This is a genomic window from Leisingera sp. ANG1, assembly GCF_000203975.2.
Taxonomy (GTDB): Bacteria; Pseudomonadota; Alphaproteobacteria; order Rhodobacterales; family Rhodobacteraceae; genus Leisingera.
Window position 1 is genome coordinate 324,478 of record NZ_AFCF02000006.1, and the last position, 17,612, is coordinate 342,089.

The window sequence follows — 17,612 nt, forward strand, 5'->3', positions numbered from 1 at the left end:
TCGTTTCTGCTCCGCCGCAGTCTACCTGTGCCGGGGCAGGGAGGTAAAGCAATCGGCAGGGCTCAGCCGTGCAGCTCCATATGGGCCATGATTTGGCCATGGTCCGAGGCCAGCTTGTTGTACGGCGCCTCCGGGTGGCTGCCATCGGTCAGATGGTCGTTGAAGACGCTGTAATAGTGCATCTTGCCGACCGCCCCGCGCCAGTCCGGGTCGAAATGGCGGGACATGTAGATCTGGTCAATGCTTTCATGCACGCCGCCAAAGGCCGTGGTGTAGACCACGTCGCGCAACGATTTTTTCAGGAACATTTTTTCAGCTGACCGCAAGCGCACCCGGTCGATGGCCTCGCGGATCTGCGCGTCCTCGGCCTCGCTGTAGCGGTCGCCCGGGTGCTGTGCATCGTGGCGCAGCATCCAGGTGTAGTTCCTGAATGGCACCTCACCGGAGATGATCTCGCTGCTGACCGCATGTTCGCCGTCATTGAAATCCCCCAGCACCATCACCGGCCGACCCTGTTCCAGCTCGTCCAGCACCGCCCGGCGCAGCACCCAGGCTTCTCCCATCCGCCGCAAGGCCGCGCGCAGTGCACCCATCGCCCGGCCGGCAGCATCATAGGCCGTCAGCACGGTTTCGGGCGGGTAGGGGGCGCCTTGAGGTTTGATGTATTCACCCAGTTTTGATTTCAGATGGCAGTTGAAGACGCTGATAACCTGATCGCCAACGGGCACCCGCACCTTGAGGATCGGGCGCGACAAACGGCGCAGGGTATAGAAACCCGCGTCTTCTTCTTCGCCCAGGCAGGCCATCGGAATATCCAGCGGCTGCGCGAGATCCTGGATCACTTCGGGCTCGCCCTCGAAACCAAAACGCGACAGCACCGCCAGACCGGGGCGCCGTCTGCCCGGTTCGTCCGTGTCATTGAGGTTGGGGGCAAAAGCCAGCTCTGCCTCGGCATAGGAGCCATAGGCCAGCTTCCGGAAAATCGCCTTGCGGTGATAGCGTTTGGTTGTGTCCGGAATACTGGCCGCATTCGCCTCTGCCCCGCGGCGGTCCGTTTCCGCAATCACCTGCCGCAGCGGCGCTTCCTCAAAAACTTCCTGAAACCCGACAATATCCGCATTCAGCGTCAGCAGCTGGTCGGCCATCCAATCGGCCTTCCAAGCGTATTCTTCCGGCGTATAGGTTTGAAAGCGGTAGTATTCCCGCTCCGGGCCGATCAGGTTTTTGACGTTGAACGAGGCGATGGTGAAACGTGTCATGACGTGTCCCCTTGGCTGCCACGCGGACAATCACGCGGTCAGGGCTCAAGCATAGCGCGAGAGCGCCTCCCGGAACAGCTCTGCATCCACATTGCCGCCTGTGGCGACGGCAATCACTGCCTCACCATCGATCTGATCCGCATGGAACAGGGCCGCCGCCAAGGAAGCCGCGCCTCCGGGCTCCAGCACGATCTTCAGACGCAAGAAAGCAAACGCCATGGCCTGCAGCGCTTCGTCCTCGGTGATCACAATGCCCGGCCCACACAGGCGGCTGAGGATGGGGAAGGTGATCTCGCCTGGTTGCGGTGTCAGGATCGCATCGCAGATGGAGCCGGACAAACCGGGGTTCTGCCGGATCTCGCCTGCCGCCAGCGACCGGGTCACATCGTCAAACCCCTCCGGCTCCACCGGCCGCACCCGCAGGCCCGGCGCACGAGCTTCCAGCGCCAGGGCGATCCCCGAAGACAACCCGCCGCCGCCGCAGTTGACCAGCACTTCCGCCTTGGCGATGCCCGCAGTTGCGGCCTGCTCCGCAATCTCCAGCCCGCAGGTGCCCTGGCCGGCAATCACCAGCGGTTCGTCATAGGGTTTGATCAGCGTCAGCCCGCGTTCCTCGGCGTATTTGGCGCCTGCCGCCTCACGGCTTTCCCCGCCTGCGCGGTCGTAAAGCACTACTTCCGCGCCCAGATCGCGGGTGTTCCGGATCTTCAGCTGAGGCGCGTCAGCCGGCATCACGATCACCGCAGGCGTGCCGTGCGCCTTGGCTGCCGCGGCCACCCCCTGCGCGTGGTTGCCGCTGGAATAGGCGATCACCCCGCGTTTGCGTTCTTCTTCACCCAGTGCCGAGACCGCCGACCAGCCGCCGCGGAACTTGAAGGAGCCGGTGTGCTGCAGGCATTCCGCCTTCACCAGCAGGCGCCGTCCGGCAATCTCGTCCAGAAACGGCGAGGACAGCAGCGGGGTCGTGCGGGCATGGCCCTTCAGCCGCTCCGCCGCGGCTTTGATCATGGCAATTGAGGTCATTTGATCCGGTCCAGAACTGAATGGATGAGGGCGAGCGCCTCCGGCTCGTCCAGAAAGGGCACATGGCCGCGGTTGGCAATTTCCGCTGTCTTCAAAGCGGTCAGGCGGTTCTGCATCTCTGCAAAGGTTTCTGTACTCAGAATGTCGGAATTCGCGCCGCGGATCACGCCGCAGGGCAGGCCGTCCAGCGCCAGGAACAGCGGCCACAGATCCGGTGGCGGACCTGCTTCGGCTTGCGCCAGCAATGCATCGCGCAGGCGCGGGTCATAGCGCAAAGAAAGCCCTTCGGGCGTTTCATCGTAGAAGGTTTCAACCTCCTCCCGCCAGCGGGCAGGGGGGACGTCCGGAAAGGCGGGCGCCATCAGCGCGCCGAGCGTCTCCGCGGCCTGGTCCCAGCTCTTTGCCGCCGGACGGCGGCCCACATATTCCATGATCCGTGAAATGCCGCCGGGCGGGATTTCCGGGCCGACGTCATTCAGGATTACTGCTGACAACCTGTCTTTCGCCATGGCCGCCAGCGTCATTGCCACCAGCCCGCCGCGCGAAGTGCCAAGGATGGAAACTTGGCCGAGGCCCAGGTGGCCAAGCAGCTCAAGAACATCCTGCGCCTCCCGCAGAACGTTGTAGTTCATGAAGTCCGGATCGTGATCCGACTGTCCGCGTCCGCGCGCGTCCAGGGTGATCATCCGGAAATTCGCGGCATGCGGCGCAAAATAGCGGAAGTCCCGGCTGTCGCGGGTCAGGCCCGCCAAACAGAGCAGAGGCAGGCCTTTTCCGGTATCTGTGTAGTGCAGGCGCAGCCCGTCCGAAGTGTCAAAGAATGGCATCTGCGGTTCAGCCCTTGGCAAGGTCCGGGATTGTGGTCAGGTCCGGCAGGATATGCGCGGGTTTCCACGGCAGCCTGTCCACGGGTTCTCCCGCCCTGTTTACCCAGGCAGTCACGAAACCATAGCCCGTGGCCCCGGCCGCGTCCCAACCATTTGAAGAGACAAACAGCACCTCGTCCCTGGCGCAGCCAAACCGCTCTTCGACCAGGTCGTAAACCCGGGCGTCCGGCTTGAAGATGCCGACGCTTTCCACCGACAGCACATCATCCAGAACGCTCCCCAGCCCCGCCGACTGCACCGCGCCATCCAGCATCGCGGGAGAACCGTTAGACAGGATCGCGGTGTTCAATCCTGCATCCTTCAGTGCCTGCAGCATTGCAGGCACTTCCGGATAAGCCTGCAATTCCCAGTACAGGTCCAACAGCCGCTGCCGCAGCGCCACGTCGCCGCTCAACCCGGCTGCCTCCATTGCCCAGTCCAGCCCGTCCTGTGTAACCTCCCAGAAATCGGCATGTGCATCGGTGATGGCACGCAGCCAGGTGTATTGCAGCTGTTTCAGCCGCCAATGGCTGGCAAGCTCCGCCCAACTGTCCTGGAGGTGCGGAAATTCCGCCTCGCTGGCGGCTTGCCGCGCAGCGGCAGCGACATCGAATAGCGTGCCGTAGGCGTCGAAGATACAGGTGGTAATCGGCATGGTCCTCTCCCCTGCGGCGAGCCTTGCATGAAGCAGCAGAGCAGGCAAAGCGGGAAATTGTACCCATACGGGTTTACATCACGTTCGCGGGCGCTAGGCTGCGCCCCTTTATCAACCCGCAACCGATTGGAGGTCTCATGACCGGGGTAAAGAACGGCGACACCGTGCGCATTCACTACACAGGCAAGCTGACGGATGGCACCGTTTTCGACAGTTCCGAGGGGCGCGATCCGTTGGAATTCACGGTCGGCACCGGCCAGGTGATCGCAGGCATGGATGCAGGTCTCGAAGGCATGACCGCGGGTGAAAAGAAAACCCTCGAAATTCCCTGCACTGAGGCCTACGGCCCGATCAACCCTGCCGCCCGCCAGGAGATCCCGCGTGAAGGCATCCCGGCGGACATCCCGCTGGACCTTGGTACTCAATTGCAGATGCAAAGCCCCGATGGCCAAGTGCTGCCGGTGACGGTGGTGGAAGTCAGCGACGACACCGTGACGCTCGACGCCAATCACTTCCTGGCTGGCAAGGATCTGGTGTTCGATATTGAGCTGGTTTCGGTGAACTGAACCAGAGGGCTGGAAAGCCGGACAGGTTTGCTGAAAAAACAAAGGCGCCCGAAAGGGCGCCTTTTCTTTTTGCTCAAATAGATCGAAACATCAAAGGTGATCCGGCTGCGGCATACCTAGGATGTGGAAGCCGCCATCGACCCGGATGATCTCACCAGTGGTGCAGGCGCCTGCATCGGACGCCAAGTAGACAGCGGTGCCGCCAACAGCCTCCAGCGTCGCGTTGTCACGCAGCGGCGCGTTCTGGGCGGTGTGCTTGAAGGTCTTGCGCGCACCGCCGATGGCGGCACCAGCGAGTGTCTTCATCGGTCCGGGAGAGATCGCATTCACGCGGATGCCTTCCGGGCCCAGATCGTTGGCCAGGTAGCGGGTCGCCGATTCCAGCGCCGCCTTGGCCACGCCCATCACGTTGTAGTTCGGAACCACCTGGTTCGAGCCTTGATACGTCAGCGTCAGCAGGGTGCCGCCGTTGTCCTTCATCAGCGGGTAGGCGCGGCGCGCCACCTCGATGAAGGAATAGGCGGAAATATCCAGCGAGTTTTTGAAGTTCGCCCGGCTGGTGTCCAGAAAACGGCCAGTCAGCTCGTTCTTGTCCGAATAGGCAATTGCGTGGACAACGAAGTCAATCGCGGGCCAGCGGCCTGCCAGCTGCTCAAACGCCGCGTCCAGCGAGGCATCATCGGTCACATCCACATCGACCATGAAATCCGATCCGACGCTCTGCGCCAGCGGCTCCAGCCGTTTACCAAAGGCTTCGCCCTGGTAGGTGAATGCCAGCTCAGCCCCGGCCTCCGCCATGGCCTTGGCAATGCCCCAGGCGATGGAGCGGTCATTGGCCACGCCCATAATCAGGCCGCGTTTGCCCGTCAGCAGTCCCGCCATCGTTACTTATCCCTTGTACTTGCTCAGAACCATCGAGCCGTTGGTGCCGCCAAAGCCGAAGCTGTTGGTCATCACCGAGTCGAGGCCGGCGTTTTCCACCAGGCTGGTGGCAATCTCACCCGGCAGGATGCCTTCGGCGAGGGTGTCGACATTGATCGACGGGGTGATGAAGTCGTTGTCCAGCATCAGCAGGCAGAAGATCGCCTCCAGCGCGCCGGCAGCACCCTGTGCGTGGCCGGTCATTGACTTGGTCGAAGAAATCGGCGGAACGCTGCCCTCGCCGAAGACACGGCGGGCGGCTTCGACTTCGCCGACATCGCCAACCGGGGTCGAGGTGCCGTGGGCGTTGATGTAATCCACCTTGCGGCCTTCGGGCAGGGTGGACAGCGCCAGGCGCATCGCCCGCTCGCCGCCCTCACCGGACGGTGCAACCATGTCGTGGCCGTCGGAAGTTGCAGCAAATCCGGTTACTTCGGCATAGATCTTGGCGCCGCGGGCCAGCGCGTGCTCCAGATCCTCCAGCACCACGATGCCGCCACCGCCGGAGATCACAAAACCGTCGCGGTCTTGATCAAAGGCGCGGGAGGCTTTCTCCGGATCGTCGTTTTTCTTGGAGGACATCGCGCCCATGGCGTCGAACAGGCAGGAGAGGGTCCAGTCCAGCTCCTCGCCGCCGCCGGCGAACATCACATCCTGCTTGCCCATCATGATCTGTTCAGCAGCATTGCCGATGCAGTGCAAGGAGGTCGAGCAGGCCGAGGTGATCGAGTAGTTGATGCCCTTGATCTTGAACGCGGTCGCCAAGTTGGCGGAAATGGTTGAGGACATGCATTTCGGCACCGCAAACGGACCGATCCGCTTGGTTGCGCCGGACTTCAGCACGGTTTGATGCGCGGTCAGCATGGCAGAGGTCGACGGGCCGCCGGAGCCTGCCACCAGGCCAGTGCGCTCATTCACCACCTGATCCTCTGACAGGCCCGCATCGGCAATCGCCTGGCTCATGGCGATGTGGGCATAGGCCGCACCCGGGCCCATGAACCGCAGGGTGCGCTTGTCTACATGCTCGGCCACGTCGATCTTCAGCGTGCCGGCCACCTGGCTGCGGAAGCCGTGCTCAGCCATTTCCGGGCTGGCAACGATGCCGGATTTCCCGGCTTTCAGCGAGGCGGTGACCTCCTCGGCATTGTTCCCGATGGAGGAGACAATCCCCAAACCGGTGACGACGACACGGCGCATGTGCGTACTCCTGTTTCTGTGACTTATGTCCCGCCGGAAAGGGTATCAGCTTTCGGACAGGGCCACTTTCATATCTTTGACCTGATAAATCACTTCGCCGTCCGCTTCGACGATACCGTCGGCGACGCCCATGGTCAGGCGGCGGGTCTGCACGGCCTTGGTGAAGTTGACACGGTAGGTCAGCATCTTGCGGTCGGGGCGTACCATGCCAGTGAGTTTCACTTCACCCACACCCAGCGCATAGCCGCGGCCCAGCCAGCCGCGCCAGCCCAAGTTGAAACCGGTCAGCTGCCAAAGGCCGTCCAGGCCCAGGCAGCCCGGCATGATCGGGTTGCCGGGGAAATGGCAGTCAAAGAACCACAGGTCCGGGGTGATGTCGAATTCAGCAATCACATGGCCCTTGCCATGCTCGCCGCCATCACCGGAAATTTCGGTAATGCGGTCCATCATCAGCATCGGCGGCGCCGGCAGCTGGGCGTTGCCGGGCCCGAACAGCTCACCGCGCGCGCATTTCAGCAAATCGTCCTTGTCAAAGCTGCTGGGGTAATCGGCCATCCGGGCGCATCTCCTGCCTGAGGTTCGTGTATGTATATCTGGATCCCTGTAACACCCGGTGAAAGGGTCCTGCAAGGGTACCCAGCGTCACTTCCTGTACTGATTGTGCCCCGGAAGCCCCGGAAAAGGCCTTCCAGCTGCGAATGAATTTCATTTGAAAAACCCGGGGTGTTGCTCCTATATATACGGTCAGCAACGCGACGCAGGACCTGCTCATGACGCCAAACACCGAAGAAGTGGCCACACGTTGGCTGACAGATGCCGGGCTGAGACCCACCCGGCAGCGGGTCGCGCTTGCCGAATTGCTGGTGGGCGACGGCAAGCACCGCCATATCACTGCGGAAAGCCTGTTCGAGTCGGCCAAGAAAAACGGTGCTGCAGTGTCTTTGGCCACTGTCTACAACACGCTGCGTGCCTTCTGCGATGCCGGCGTGCTGCAGGAAATCCCGCTGGACGGCTCCAAAAGCTATTTCGACACCAACACCCACGACCATCCCCATTTCTTCTGGGAGGATGAGGGACGCGTCAGCGATGCGCCGGCGCAGGAACTGGTGATTCACAAGCTGCCGGAAGCGCCGGAAGGGATGGAGATTGCCTCAGTCGATGTGGTGATCCGTCTGCGCAAGGTCTGACCCGGCGGCGCCCAGTTCCCTTTGCAGGATGCGATAGGCCTGATGGGCTGCAGAGGCCTCTGGCAGCTCTGCATGTGCGGCCAGAATCACCGGCTCTTCAGCTCCCGCATCGGTGACCCGTACAGCGCACAAGGGTTTGCCATCATAACTCATGCTGCCAGGCGGCAGACTGTAGCTGATGCCGGCGCCTTCGCCATTGGCCGCGAGGCTGCGCAACAGCTCCAGCGAATCCGCCCGGTGCGCAATCCGCGGTACCAGTCCATGTGCCTTGAACAACCCCAGCATATGCTGCACCGACAGGCCCTCCTGCGACAGAACCAGCGGGTGCTCTGCCAGCTCTGCAAGAGAAATACCGGCGCGTGCCGCCAGCGGATGGTCCGGTGGCACCAGCGCATGCGGTGACAGCCGCTGCAATTCCGCCCGGCTGAAACCCGCGTCCAGCCCAAGGTCATAGGTGATCGCCAGATCAGCCTCGCCTTCGGACAGGGCAGTAATCAGCGGCTCAAATCCGCAGGCCCGGTGACTGATTTCCACCTCTGGCATGGCAAGACGCAGCGCCTTCAGGGCGGGGGCCAGCAGGAAAGGGGCAAGATCGGAGAAGCAAACCAGCAGCAGACGCTGCTGCCCGGCGCCCGCGCCCTTGGGGTCCTCCAGCAGGGCAGCCTGCTCCAGCAGCACCTGCGCCTTTTCAGCAAACAGCCTGCCCTGCGGCGTCATCGTCAGTGCCGCCCCGCGGCGGCGCAGGAACAGGGGATGGCCCAAGTGCTCCTCGATCCGGCTCAGCGCTGCGGAAAGCGCAGGCTGGCTGACATGCACCGCCTCCGCCGCGGCGGACAGACTGCCATGGCGGGCCACGGCGCAGATGTATTCGTAGTGGCGCAGAGTTAAATATAACATGAGGCGAAGGGTATCTTAGAAAGATATGATTTGAAACTATGCCTGTGCCGCGGCAGGAATGGCGCATCAGAATTGCATCATTCAGCAGCGGAGGCAGCAATGGTCCCCCCCCTCATCACCCCGGAGCATGTCGAACAATTTCAGCGCGACGGCGTGGTCCTGATCCGCGGGCTGTTCGCAGACCAGGTTGACCTGCTGCGTGCTGGCGTGGCTGCAAATATGGAAAACCCCGGGCCCTATGCCTCGAACAACGAGAAGGCGGGACAGACCGGGCGGTTCTTTGACGACTACTGCAACTGGACCCGTATTCCTGAGTTCCAGCAAGCTATTGAACAATCGCCCGTGGCTGAAGTCGCAGCCGACCTGATGAAATCCACCTCGGTGCAGATGTTCCATGACCATGTGCTGGTCAAGGAGCCGGGCACCTCCATGCCGACCCCCTGGCACCAGGACGGCCCCTATTACTTTGTCGAGGGAGAGCAGACCATCAGCTTCTGGTCACCGCTGGACGAGGTGAAGGACGCGACCCTTCGCTGTGTGGCCGGTTCGCACAAATGGGAGAAGGAAGTGCTGCCGACCCGCTGGGTGTCTGAAGAGGACTTCTTCCCGGATGAGGGCCAGTACATGCCGGTCCCGGACCCGGATGCCGAAGGTATGACCGTGCTGGAATACCCGATGCAGCCCGGCGATGCGGTGGCCTTTAACTACAAGACGCTGCATGGTGCCCGCGGCAATACCTCCACGTCGCGCCGCCGCGCCTTCTCGCTGCGGCTGGTGGGCGACGATGCCCGCTATGTGGAGCGCCCGGGCCGCACTTCGCCGCCGTTTCCGGGCCACGATATGCAGCCCGGCCAGCGTCTGCGCGAGGATTGGTTCCCGATCCTGCTGCAACGCTAAAGGGGAGGGGGCGTTGCCCCCTCGGCCTGACGACCTTCACCCCCAGGGTATTTGAGACCAGAAAGAAGCAGTAGCGTGCAGCCTTGGCTGCGTGTTCATTTCTTCAGGTCGCGGCGGATGCCCATGTTCTCAGCGTTCGAGAAGGAGCAGGTCTTGCAAATGCCGAACTGCTTGAGAAAGCCGCGCTTGCGGGCGCGGGCGGCCTCATCAGAGCGGTAGGCGGCCAGGAAGCCGTCCTGTTCGACGTTGGGCAGTTGAATCACCTGGTCGTAGTCAATGCAGCACAGGCCCAGATCACCATTCCAGAACACAACCGACTGGAACAGCGGAACCGTGCACATGGCATGGCTGGTGTGGCGCGGATGGCGGCGCAGCTCCTTCTGGCGCGGCAGGAAGTGCGCAAACTCGCGTTTCTGGTCGGCAGAGGTGTAAGACCCGATCGAGAAGGTCTTGAACCGCACCCGGTCAAAACCGGCCTCTTTCGCCCAGGCCTCCATTTCCTCCATCTGCGGTTCGGAATAACTGGTCAGCAAGGTCTGCAGCACAGTCACAGGCGACTTGGAGCCGATCTGTTTCTTGATATTCAGGAATTCCTCAATGCTGGCTTTGACGTCATCAAAGTCGGAATTGACCCGGTAGGTCTCCTGCGCCTCCTTGGAAAACCCGTCCATGCATAGGTTCACCCGGGCGAGGCCGGACCGGATCAGCCGTTCGCTCATTTCGGGCGTCAGCCGGGTCGCGTTGGTCGACAGATAGGTATCGTGGCCGTTTTCATGGGCATAGGCGATGAAATCCGGCAGATCCTTGTGCAGCGTGGGTTCACCCGAAAAGCTGAAGTAGATCGCGGGCTTTTCGCGCTGATCCTTGAAGTCATCAATGATCTTGCGGAACACATGAGGCTTCATCATGCCGCGCTTGCGCTTCATCGCAAAGGTCACCGGGCAGACGGGACAGCGCAGGTTGCAGCTGTTTGTTGCGTCGATGATGATGATCTTGGGCGGGCGCCGGAAATAGGCCAGCGGCAGGAACCGGGCCAGAAAATGCAAGGCCCGCTCATGCAGACCGGGCGGGTTTTCCGGCAGGTCCGGCTGCGCAGAGACCGGAGTGAGGTCCGGTGCGGGGGTGAGATCTTGCATAGGGCTGTCTCCGGTTTTGTGCGTGCACGGTTAACCTTAAAGACCATGGGCTGGGTGGCAAGCGTTTGACCGGTCACAAGCCGTGAGTATTGCGTGAGAGTTCATGCAGAGGCTGCACTTGGCAGCTTTGCCGCCCCATTCAAAAGACGGTTCGGACACGCCAAATTTGCGCGTCAGGATCCTCAAGGTCAGCCTGGCACGCTCAGCCGCAGACGCCCTGGACGGCGTCTGCGGCAACTTGCCTCTGGCAAGGCTGGAACTGCAGGCATAGGTGGCGGATTGCCGTTCTGTGGTGCAAAAGCCGGCCGGAAAACATGATTGTGTGATACGCTTTTTGATCCACGTCAAAGTTCCGAGACTTTGCATCTGTGACAAGGGCGGCAACACTGCCACAAGACGGAGAGAGTCCGTGAGCGATTCCAACCCGGCCCCCAGCCTTTACGCCGCCAGAGAGCCGATCTTCCCGCGGCGCGTGTCCGGTAAGTTCCGCAACCTGAAATGGTACATCATGGCGGTGACGCTGGGAATCTACTACCTGACCCCTTGGATCCGCTGGGACCGGGGGCCCTCCCTGCCGGACCAGGCGGTGCTTCTGGACCTGGCAAACCGCCGGTTCTACTTCTTCTGGATCGAGATATGGCCGCATGAGTTCTACTTCGTGGCGGGCCTTCTGATCATGGCCGGGCTTGGGCTTTTCCTGTTCACCTCGGCGCTGGGCCGGGTCTGGTGCGGCTATGCCTGCCCGCAGACGGTCTGGACCGACCTGTTCATCCTGGTAGAGCGCTGGATCGAGGGCGACCGTAACGCCCGCCTGCGCCTGCACCGGCAGAAGAAATTGGATTTCCGCAAGGCGCGCCTGCGGGTCACCAAATGGACCGCTTGGTTCCTGATCGGCCTCGCAACCGGCGGTGCCTGGGTGTTCTATTTCGCCGATGCACCGACGCTGGCCTATGACCTGGTGACGCTGAACGCGCACCCCATTGCCTATTCCACCATGCTGATCCTAACCGCGACCACCTTCCTGTTTGGCGGCTTCGCGCGCGAGCAGATCTGCATTTATGCCTGCCCCTGGCCGCGCATCCAGGCGGCAATGATGGATGAGGACACGCTGACCGTCGGCTACCGCGAATGGCGGGGCGAGCCGCGCGGCAAGCTGAAAAAAGGTCAGGTGGCCGAAGGGCAGGGCGACTGCATCGACTGCATGGCCTGTGTCAACGTCTGCCCGGTGGGGATCGACATCCGCGACGGCCAGCAGATGGAATGCATCACTTGTGCGCTGTGCATCGACGCCTGCGACGACGTGATGGCCAAGATCGGCAAGCCGCGCGGCCTGATTGACTATATGGCGCTGTCGGACGAGACGCTGGAGCGCAGCGGTAACCCGCCCAAGAATATCTGGAAGCACATCCTGCGCCCGCGCACCATAATGTATACCAGCCTGTGGTCGCTGGTCGGTGTGGGCCTGCTGTTTGCGCTGTTCATCCGCTCCGATATTGAGCTGACCGTTGCACCGGAACGCAACCCGACCTTTGTAACGCTGTCGGACGGCTCGATCCGCAACACCTATGACGTGCGCCTGCGCAACAAGCATGGCGAGGACCGGGTGTTCAAACTGTCGATCAAGGGCGACCCGGCGATGCGTTTGCAATTGGAAGGCACCGTCTATCATTCGGTGAACGTGCCGGCGGATACCGCGCTGCTGCAGCGGGTCTATATCGTCTCTGCCAAAGGTTCGGCACCTTCGCAGGCCTCCAGCACTCCGGTTCGCATCTGGGTTGAGGATCTGATAAACGGGGAACGGGCCCACAAGGACACCAGCTTTAACGGCAAGGGGAACTGAGCCATGGCTAAGCGCGAACGCGAATTTACCGGCAAACACGCCATCCTGCTGTTCGGCGGTGCCTTTGCAGTGATCATCGGGGTGAACATCATTCTGGCGGTCAATGCGGTGAAAACCTTTCCGGGGCTTGAGGTAAAGAACTCCTATGTCGCCAGCCAGGAATTCGACCAGCGCCGTTCCGCACAGGAGGCGCTGGGCTGGTCGGTCTATGCATCCTCGCAGGGCGATCAGGTCAAGCTGGAGATCACCGACGCCGACGGTACCCCGGTGGAGGTTGCCAAACTGAGCGCAACGCTGGGCCGGGCGACCCATGTGCAGGACGACCAGAAGCCGGAATTCATCTTTGACGGCCAGGCCTATGTGGCGCCGGCCGACCTGGGACCGGGCAACTGGAACATCCGCATGGTGGCCCGGGCCAAGGATGGCACCGAATTCACCCAGCGGGTGATCCTGCATGTGAAAGGCTGACCGCGATGACCGCGCAGCTCCGCCCCTCGCTGGCCGCCTGTCCCGCTTGTGTCGCCGCCCCGCATGACGGGGTAGAGCAGGCGCCAACCGAGGCACGGCTGGCGCTGTCCCTGCCTGGTATCCACTGCCAGGCCTGTATTTCGACAGTGGAGCGGGAGCTGAACGCCCATCCGGGCATCCATACGGCACGGGTTAACCTGACCCTGAAACGTGCGCTGATCGAGGCGGACCCGGACGTGCGCGCGGCGGATCTGATCCCGGTGCTGGAAAAGGCCGGCTTTGAGGCGCATGAACTGGATCTGGCGGCGCTGGCGGCCACTCAGAACGACAAGGCCGGGCGGGATCTCTTGATGCGGCTGGCTGTGGCCTTCTTCGCCTCGATGAACGTGATGCTGCTATCGATCTCGGTCTGGTCCGGGGCGTCGGATGCAACCCGCGATATGTTCCACTGGATCTCCGCGGCGATCACCTTCCCTGCCATCATCTTCTCGGCCCAGCCCTTCTTTGCCAATGCCTGGACCGCGCTGCGGGTCGGGCGGCTGAACATGGATGTGCCGATTGTCCTGGCACTGGTGCTGGCGCTTGTCACATCCCTGTGGGAGACCTTCCTCTCGGGTGAGCACGCCTATTTTGATGCCGCGCTGACGCTCACGTTCTTCCTGCTGGCGGGCCGTTATCTCGATTACCGCACCCGCGCGGTGGCACGCTCCGCGGCTGAGGAACTGGCAGCGCTCGAGGTGCCCCGTGCCATCCGGCTGCTGGACGGTGATGAATACGAGGTGCCGGTGGCGGACCTGGCCATCGGCGACCTGATCCTGGTGCGCCCGGGCGGGCGGATGCCAGTCGATGGCGAGATCGTTTCCGGCCAGTCGGAGCTTGACCGTTCCTTGCTGACCGGGGAAACCCTGCCGGTCTTTGCGGAACCCGGCCTCGCGGTTTCCGCAGGTGAAGTGAACCTCACCGGCCCGCTGACAATCCGCGCAACCGCGGTGGGGGAGGACACCTCGCTGCACCGCATGGCCGATCTGGTCGCCATCGCGGAATCCGGCCGTTCCCGCTACACGTCGCTCGCCGACGGTGCTGCCAAACTCTATGCGCCCGGCGTGCACATCCTGTCGGCGCTCGCCTTTGCCGGCTGGTACCTCTACACCTTCGACATCCGCACGGCGCTGAACATTGCCGCTGCGGTGCTGATCATCACCTGCCCCTGCGCGCTTGGCCTCGCGGTGCCTGCGGTAACCACGGCTGCCTCGGGCCGGCTGTTCAAAAAGGGCATGCTGATCAAACACGCCACCGCGCTGGAGCGGCTGGCAGAAGTGGACACTGTGGTCTTTGACAAGACCGGCACGCTGACCGCCGGCACCCCGGAAGTCACCAACCTGGGCGACCATGCCCGCGCAGATATTGAGATTGCCCTGGCGCTGGCCGAAGCCTCCTCGCACCCCTTGTCAGTTGCGCTCACCCGCGCCGCGCGGGCGGCCGGGGTCAAACCTGCTGCGGTGCAGGACATCACCGAGGTGCCCGGCTATGGCGCCGAAGGCCTGTACCGCGGTGCCCGCGTCCGGCTGGGCCGTGCGGCCTGGGTCGGCGCCGCGCAGGGCAGCCAGACAGCAGCATGGCTCGAAACCGGGGCAGGGGAGCCCAGGCCCTTCCTCTACACTGATGCCCTGCGCCCCGGCGCGGCGGAGGCTGTGGCGGCGCTGAAGGCGGCCGGCAAGGATGTGCTGCTGATTTCCGGCGATACCACCGGCGCGGTGGAGGACCTGGCCGGGCGGCTGAACATTTCCAAATGGGTGGCGGAGGCGCTGCCTGCGGATAAATCCGCCCGGGTCCAGTTGCTGGCGGATCAGGGTCAAAAGGTGCTGATGGTGGGTGATGGCCTCAACGACACCGCGGCACTGGCGGCGGCGCATGTCTCCATCTCTCCGGCCTCGGCGCTCGACGCGGCGCGGGTCGCCTCCGACATCGTGCTGCTGGGGCAGGATCTTGAGCCCATAGCCGAGGCCTGCGGTGTGGCCCAGAAGGCCACCCGCCGCATCCGCGAAAACTTCCGCATTGCCACGCTCTACAACGTGATTGCCGTGCCGCTGGCGATCGCCGGACTGGCAACGCCCTTGATCGCTGCACTGGCGATGTCTACTTCCTCGATAACCGTTTCCCTTAACGCGCTGCGCCTGCGCTGAGCCCGCGCCCGCAATACTGGTACTGAGCTTATGAGTGTCCTTGCCTACCTGATCCCGATTTCCCTGATCCTCGGCTCGGTGGGGCTTGCAGCCTTCTTCTACACGGTGCGGAGCAACCAGTATGACGACCCCGAAGGTGATGCCCGCCGTATCCTGAATGACGAGTGGGACGACAAGCCCAAGCCCTGACGACGGGCGGGAGGGCCTGCTGGCAAGGATCGGCCGGGCAAGAAAAAAGGCGCCTCCGCGGGCGCCTTTTCTGATGTGACGTGTCACCGCCTCAGGACGGGCCGATCGGTGCGCAGGTCACGTTGCGGGCGTTCAGGCGGCGGCAGGCCAGTTCTGCCTGCTCCTGGGTCATGCCCAGGAAGTTGGCCTCGAACCCGCGGCGGGTCTTGACCACCTTGCGCAGGGTGCCGTCCAGCGTTTCCAGCTCCGCCAGCGCGGTGCGCAGCAGAACCTTCTCTGCCTGGTAGCGGCTTGTGTAGAGACCGACGTTGACCCCCCAGTACCGCCCGCCGGAGGTGGACAGCCGGGTCACGACGACGGGCTCCGGTTCAGGTGCGGCACCGGTCAGGCTGGCCGGGCGGGCCACCGGGCGCAATCCGGTAAAGGGAACCTTCTGCACGGCAGCAATGACGGCCGGAACGGCGTCCTCAACTGCAGGCTGGGGTTCCGCCTCCGCTTCCGCCAATGCAACTGCTATGCTTTCCCGCAACGCGTCCCCGCCAACGGCACCGTCCGCGCTGACGGTTTGCACGTTTTCGATCTGCTCCTCAGCGGTCTCTGCCTCTGCGGTTTCTGGGCCAGCCGCATCAGCCTGCGCAACGGCCTCCTCCAACGCGGTTCTTTCCGCGGGCGGCGTCTGCAGCGCTTCCTCCAGCGCCGCCACCAGCACCGGCGACTCGCTGGCACCCGGGCGGGTTTTCGGACGCAGGCTGGTGTTCACCTGGCCGCTCACCCGGATGGTCTTGCCCGCCACCCCGTGCGAGGGGCCGTCATCGGCGTCGGCAACTACCACATTGCCCGCACCCTGATAGGCAGGCCGTTGCGGCTTGCGCAGCGCGGCGCGCGACGGCGCCCGGCGGAAGCCGAGGTCCAGCAGCTCCGCGACCTTGGCATTGCGCGACACGGTGGATTTGCCGCCAAAGACGGTTGCGATGATCCGTTCGTTGCCGCGCTTGGCTGAGGCCACAAGGTTGAACCCGGCAGCACGGGTGTAGCCGGTCTTAATCCCGTCGGCACCGCGGTAGGCCGCCAGCAGGCGGCGGTTGGTATTGGGAACCTCGCGGATGCCTGCATTGGTGGAGCGGCGGGAGAACAGGTTGTAATACTCCGGATAGTCATACAGCAGGTGCCGCCCCAGCGTGGTCATGTCGCTGGCGGTCGACAGATGCCCGCTGGCGGTCAGGCCATGGGCGTTCTTGAAGGTCGTGCGGCTCATCCCCAGCGCCTTGGCGGTGCGGTTCATCCGGCGGGCAAAGGCGGCCTCGGAACCCGACAGGGTCTCGCCGATGGCGGTGGCCGCGTCATTGGCGGATTTCACCGCGGCGGCGCGGATCAGGTAGCGGAAGGCAATTTTCTGACCGGACTTCAGCCCCAGTTTCGACGGCGGCTCGGCGGCTGCATTGCGGCTGATCCGGACTTTGGTATCCAGCGTGATCTCGCCGTTCCGCACTGCTTCGAATGCAATGTAGAGCGTCATCATCTTGGTCAGCGATGCCGGGTGCAGCCGGGTGTCGGCATTGCGTGAATGCAATACCTCGCCGGTTCGGGCGTCGATGACCATCGCTGCATAGGGCGCGGCTGCGGCCCGCTGCGGCTGCAACGCCAGCGTAAAGACTGCCAAGAGAAAGACCGCGGCTGTCCATAGGAACCGGGTACGGGAATACCGGCCTGACGCCGGTTTGACCTGCGTGATCACTGCCATGTTTGCCTCGTGCCGCCGGTTTTCCGGCTGACGTTTTTGCCTGTGTGCAAAAGCGTAACACAGGGTTTACGAGGAATAAACAGCGGCGCCGGCACGCAGTCAGGCGCTTCGGCCGAAGTGTGCCGGCATGTTGTGTGTGGGCGTTGCCTGACCGCTAAATCCGGCAAGTCCTAACGAAAGGTTATCAAAAAAAGTTGCCGTTGCATCGGGGCGCGGGCAGCTTAAGCCCGGGTTGACAGGCCTTCTGTTCAGAATTCCGGTCAACCAGCGTGAAAATTGGTGACATAAAACGGGGTGGAATAGCTCAGGCCAAGCGAGAATTCGCAGGGCTGAAGCAGCCGCGCCTTGATGCGGGATTCGAGATCCGCCAGCAGCGCCTTTGAAAACGCCTCATCCCGGTGCGGCTTGGTCAGCAGGGCGACGCTGACGGTGATATGGGTGTGGTGATACCGGTCCGTGGGGTAGGCACGGCCCTTGCAGGCACCCGCACCGCCGTCGTGTTCCAGTATCACCGCTTCGATTTCAGCGAGGATGGCTTCTGCATCGAGATCCAGATCGCTGGAGAATTTCAGTTCTGCGTGCGGCAT

General features: G+C 62.9%; 18 protein-coding genes. 7 read left to right on the forward strand and 11 right to left on the reverse strand.

What is annotated here, in order from left to right; genetic code table 11:
- Window positions 1–62 precede the first annotated feature (62 nt).
- The 4 genes from GC1_RS11020 to GC1_RS11035 are packed head-to-tail and all read right to left on the reverse strand — an operon-like array spanning window position 63 to window position 3,803.
- On the reverse strand, window positions 63–1,259 hold the full coding sequence (locus tag GC1_RS11020; protein ID WP_019297196.1) for an endonuclease/exonuclease/phosphatase family protein: 1,197 nt from the start codon (window positions 1,257–1,259) through the stop codon (window positions 63–65).
- Window positions 1,260–1,304: 45 nt separating this feature from the next.
- Window positions 1,305–2,282, reverse strand: coding sequence for a threonine ammonia-lyase (locus GC1_RS11025; RefSeq protein ID WP_019297195.1), 978 nt, complete (start codon window positions 2,280–2,282; stop codon window positions 1,305–1,307).
- Complete coding sequence (locus GC1_RS11030; RefSeq protein WP_019297194.1) at window positions 2,279–3,109, reverse strand: alpha/beta fold hydrolase; 831 nt, start codon at window positions 3,107–3,109, stop codon at window positions 2,279–2,281. Before GC1_RS11030 ends, GC1_RS11025 begins: the two co-directional genes overlap by 4 nt.
- 7 nt (window positions 3,110–3,116) lie before the next feature.
- Window positions 3,117–3,803 carry a haloacid dehalogenase type II gene (locus tag GC1_RS11035; protein ID WP_019297193.1) on the reverse strand — a complete coding sequence of 229 codons (687 nt, stop codon included), beginning with the start codon at window positions 3,801–3,803 and terminating at the stop codon, window positions 3,117–3,119.
- A gap of 137 nt (window positions 3,804–3,940) precedes the next feature.
- Between GC1_RS11035 and GC1_RS11040 the strand changes: the two genes are divergently transcribed.
- Window positions 3,941–4,369, forward strand: coding sequence for an FKBP-type peptidyl-prolyl cis-trans isomerase (locus GC1_RS11040; protein ID WP_019297192.1), 429 nt, complete (start codon window positions 3,941–3,943; stop codon window positions 4,367–4,369).
- Between the two features lie 90 nt (window positions 4,370–4,459).
- Here the strand turns inward: GC1_RS11040 and GC1_RS11045 are convergent, their stop codons facing one another.
- Genes GC1_RS11045 through fabA form a run of 3 tightly spaced genes read right to left on the reverse strand, consistent with a single transcriptional unit; the run spans window position 4,460 to window position 7,042 of the window.
- Window positions 4,460–5,251: an enoyl-ACP reductase FabI gene (locus tag GC1_RS11045; RefSeq protein ID WP_019297191.1), complete on the reverse strand. Its 792-nt coding sequence runs from the start codon at window positions 5,249–5,251 to the stop codon at window positions 4,460–4,462.
- A gap of 6 nt (window positions 5,252–5,257) precedes the next feature.
- Complete coding sequence (fabB, locus tag GC1_RS11050; protein ID WP_019297190.1) at window positions 5,258–6,487, reverse strand: beta-ketoacyl-ACP synthase I; 1,230 nt, start codon at window positions 6,485–6,487, stop codon at window positions 5,258–5,260.
- Window positions 6,488–6,532: 45 nt separating this feature from the next.
- The gene (gene fabA / locus GC1_RS11055; RefSeq protein ID WP_019297189.1) at window positions 6,533–7,042 is read right to left on the reverse strand and encodes a bifunctional 3-hydroxydecanoyl-ACP dehydratase/trans-2-decenoyl-ACP isomerase; all 510 of its coding nucleotides are present in this window, start codon (window positions 7,040–7,042) and stop codon (window positions 6,533–6,535) included.
- A gap of 215 nt (window positions 7,043–7,257) precedes the next feature.
- On the opposite strand from fabA, the gene irrA reads away from it, so the two are divergent.
- Window positions 7,258–7,674: an iron response transcriptional regulator IrrA gene (gene irrA / locus GC1_RS11060; RefSeq protein WP_019297188.1), complete on the forward strand. Its 417-nt coding sequence runs from the start codon at window positions 7,258–7,260 to the stop codon at window positions 7,672–7,674.
- Here irrA and GC1_RS11065 read toward each other — a convergent pair.
- Window positions 7,639–8,571: a LysR family transcriptional regulator gene (locus GC1_RS11065; RefSeq protein ID WP_019297187.1), complete on the reverse strand. Its 933-nt coding sequence runs from the start codon at window positions 8,569–8,571 to the stop codon at window positions 7,639–7,641. The two genes, irrA and GC1_RS11065, sit on opposite strands and share 36 nt — an antisense overlap.
- A gap of 99 nt (window positions 8,572–8,670) precedes the next feature.
- On the opposite strand from GC1_RS11065, the gene GC1_RS11070 reads away from it, so the two are divergent.
- A complete protein-coding gene (locus GC1_RS11070) occupies window positions 8,671–9,468 on the forward strand; it encodes a phytanoyl-CoA dioxygenase family protein (RefSeq protein ID WP_019297186.1) in 798 nt (265 codons plus the stop codon).
- A 95-nt stretch (window positions 9,469–9,563) separates the two neighbouring features.
- On the opposite strand, the gene GC1_RS11075 is transcribed toward GC1_RS11070, so the two are convergent.
- Window positions 9,564–10,604, reverse strand: coding sequence for a radical SAM/SPASM domain-containing protein (locus GC1_RS11075; protein WP_019297185.1), 1,041 nt, complete (start codon window positions 10,602–10,604; stop codon window positions 9,564–9,566).
- A gap of 409 nt (window positions 10,605–11,013) precedes the next feature.
- On the opposite strand from GC1_RS11075, the gene ccoG reads away from it, so the two are divergent.
- Genes ccoG through ccoS form a run of 4 tightly spaced genes read left to right on the forward strand, consistent with a single transcriptional unit; the run spans window position 11,014 to window position 15,284 of the window.
- Window positions 11,014–12,444: a cytochrome c oxidase accessory protein CcoG gene (ccoG, locus tag GC1_RS11080; protein ID WP_029204910.1), complete on the forward strand. Its 1,431-nt coding sequence runs from the start codon at window positions 11,014–11,016 to the stop codon at window positions 12,442–12,444.
- Between the two features lie 3 nt (window positions 12,445–12,447).
- Window positions 12,448–12,912 (forward strand): FixH family protein, encoded by a 465-nt coding sequence (locus GC1_RS11085; RefSeq protein WP_019297182.1) that lies wholly within the window; start codon window positions 12,448–12,450, stop codon window positions 12,910–12,912.
- A gap of 5 nt (window positions 12,913–12,917) precedes the next feature.
- Window positions 12,918–15,095, forward strand: a complete 2,178-nt coding sequence (locus tag GC1_RS11090; RefSeq protein WP_019297181.1) for a heavy metal translocating P-type ATPase — start codon at window positions 12,918–12,920, stop codon at window positions 15,093–15,095.
- 30 nt (window positions 15,096–15,125) lie between these two features.
- Window positions 15,126–15,284, forward strand: coding sequence for a cbb3-type cytochrome oxidase assembly protein CcoS (ccoS, locus tag GC1_RS11095; RefSeq protein WP_019297180.1), 159 nt, complete (start codon window positions 15,126–15,128; stop codon window positions 15,282–15,284).
- 91 nt (window positions 15,285–15,375) lie between these two features.
- On the opposite strand, the gene GC1_RS11100 is transcribed toward ccoS, so the two are convergent.
- Together GC1_RS11100 and GC1_RS11105 are read right to left on the reverse strand one after the other, a co-directional pair.
- Entirely contained in the window at window positions 15,376–17,025 is a 1,650-nt protein-coding gene (locus GC1_RS11100; protein WP_019297179.1) for a D-alanyl-D-alanine carboxypeptidase family protein, read from the reverse strand.
- A gap of 260 nt (window positions 17,026–17,285) precedes the next feature.
- Complete coding sequence (locus tag GC1_RS11105) at window positions 17,286–17,612, reverse strand: hypothetical protein (RefSeq protein ID WP_019297178.1); 327 nt, start codon at window positions 17,610–17,612, stop codon at window positions 17,286–17,288.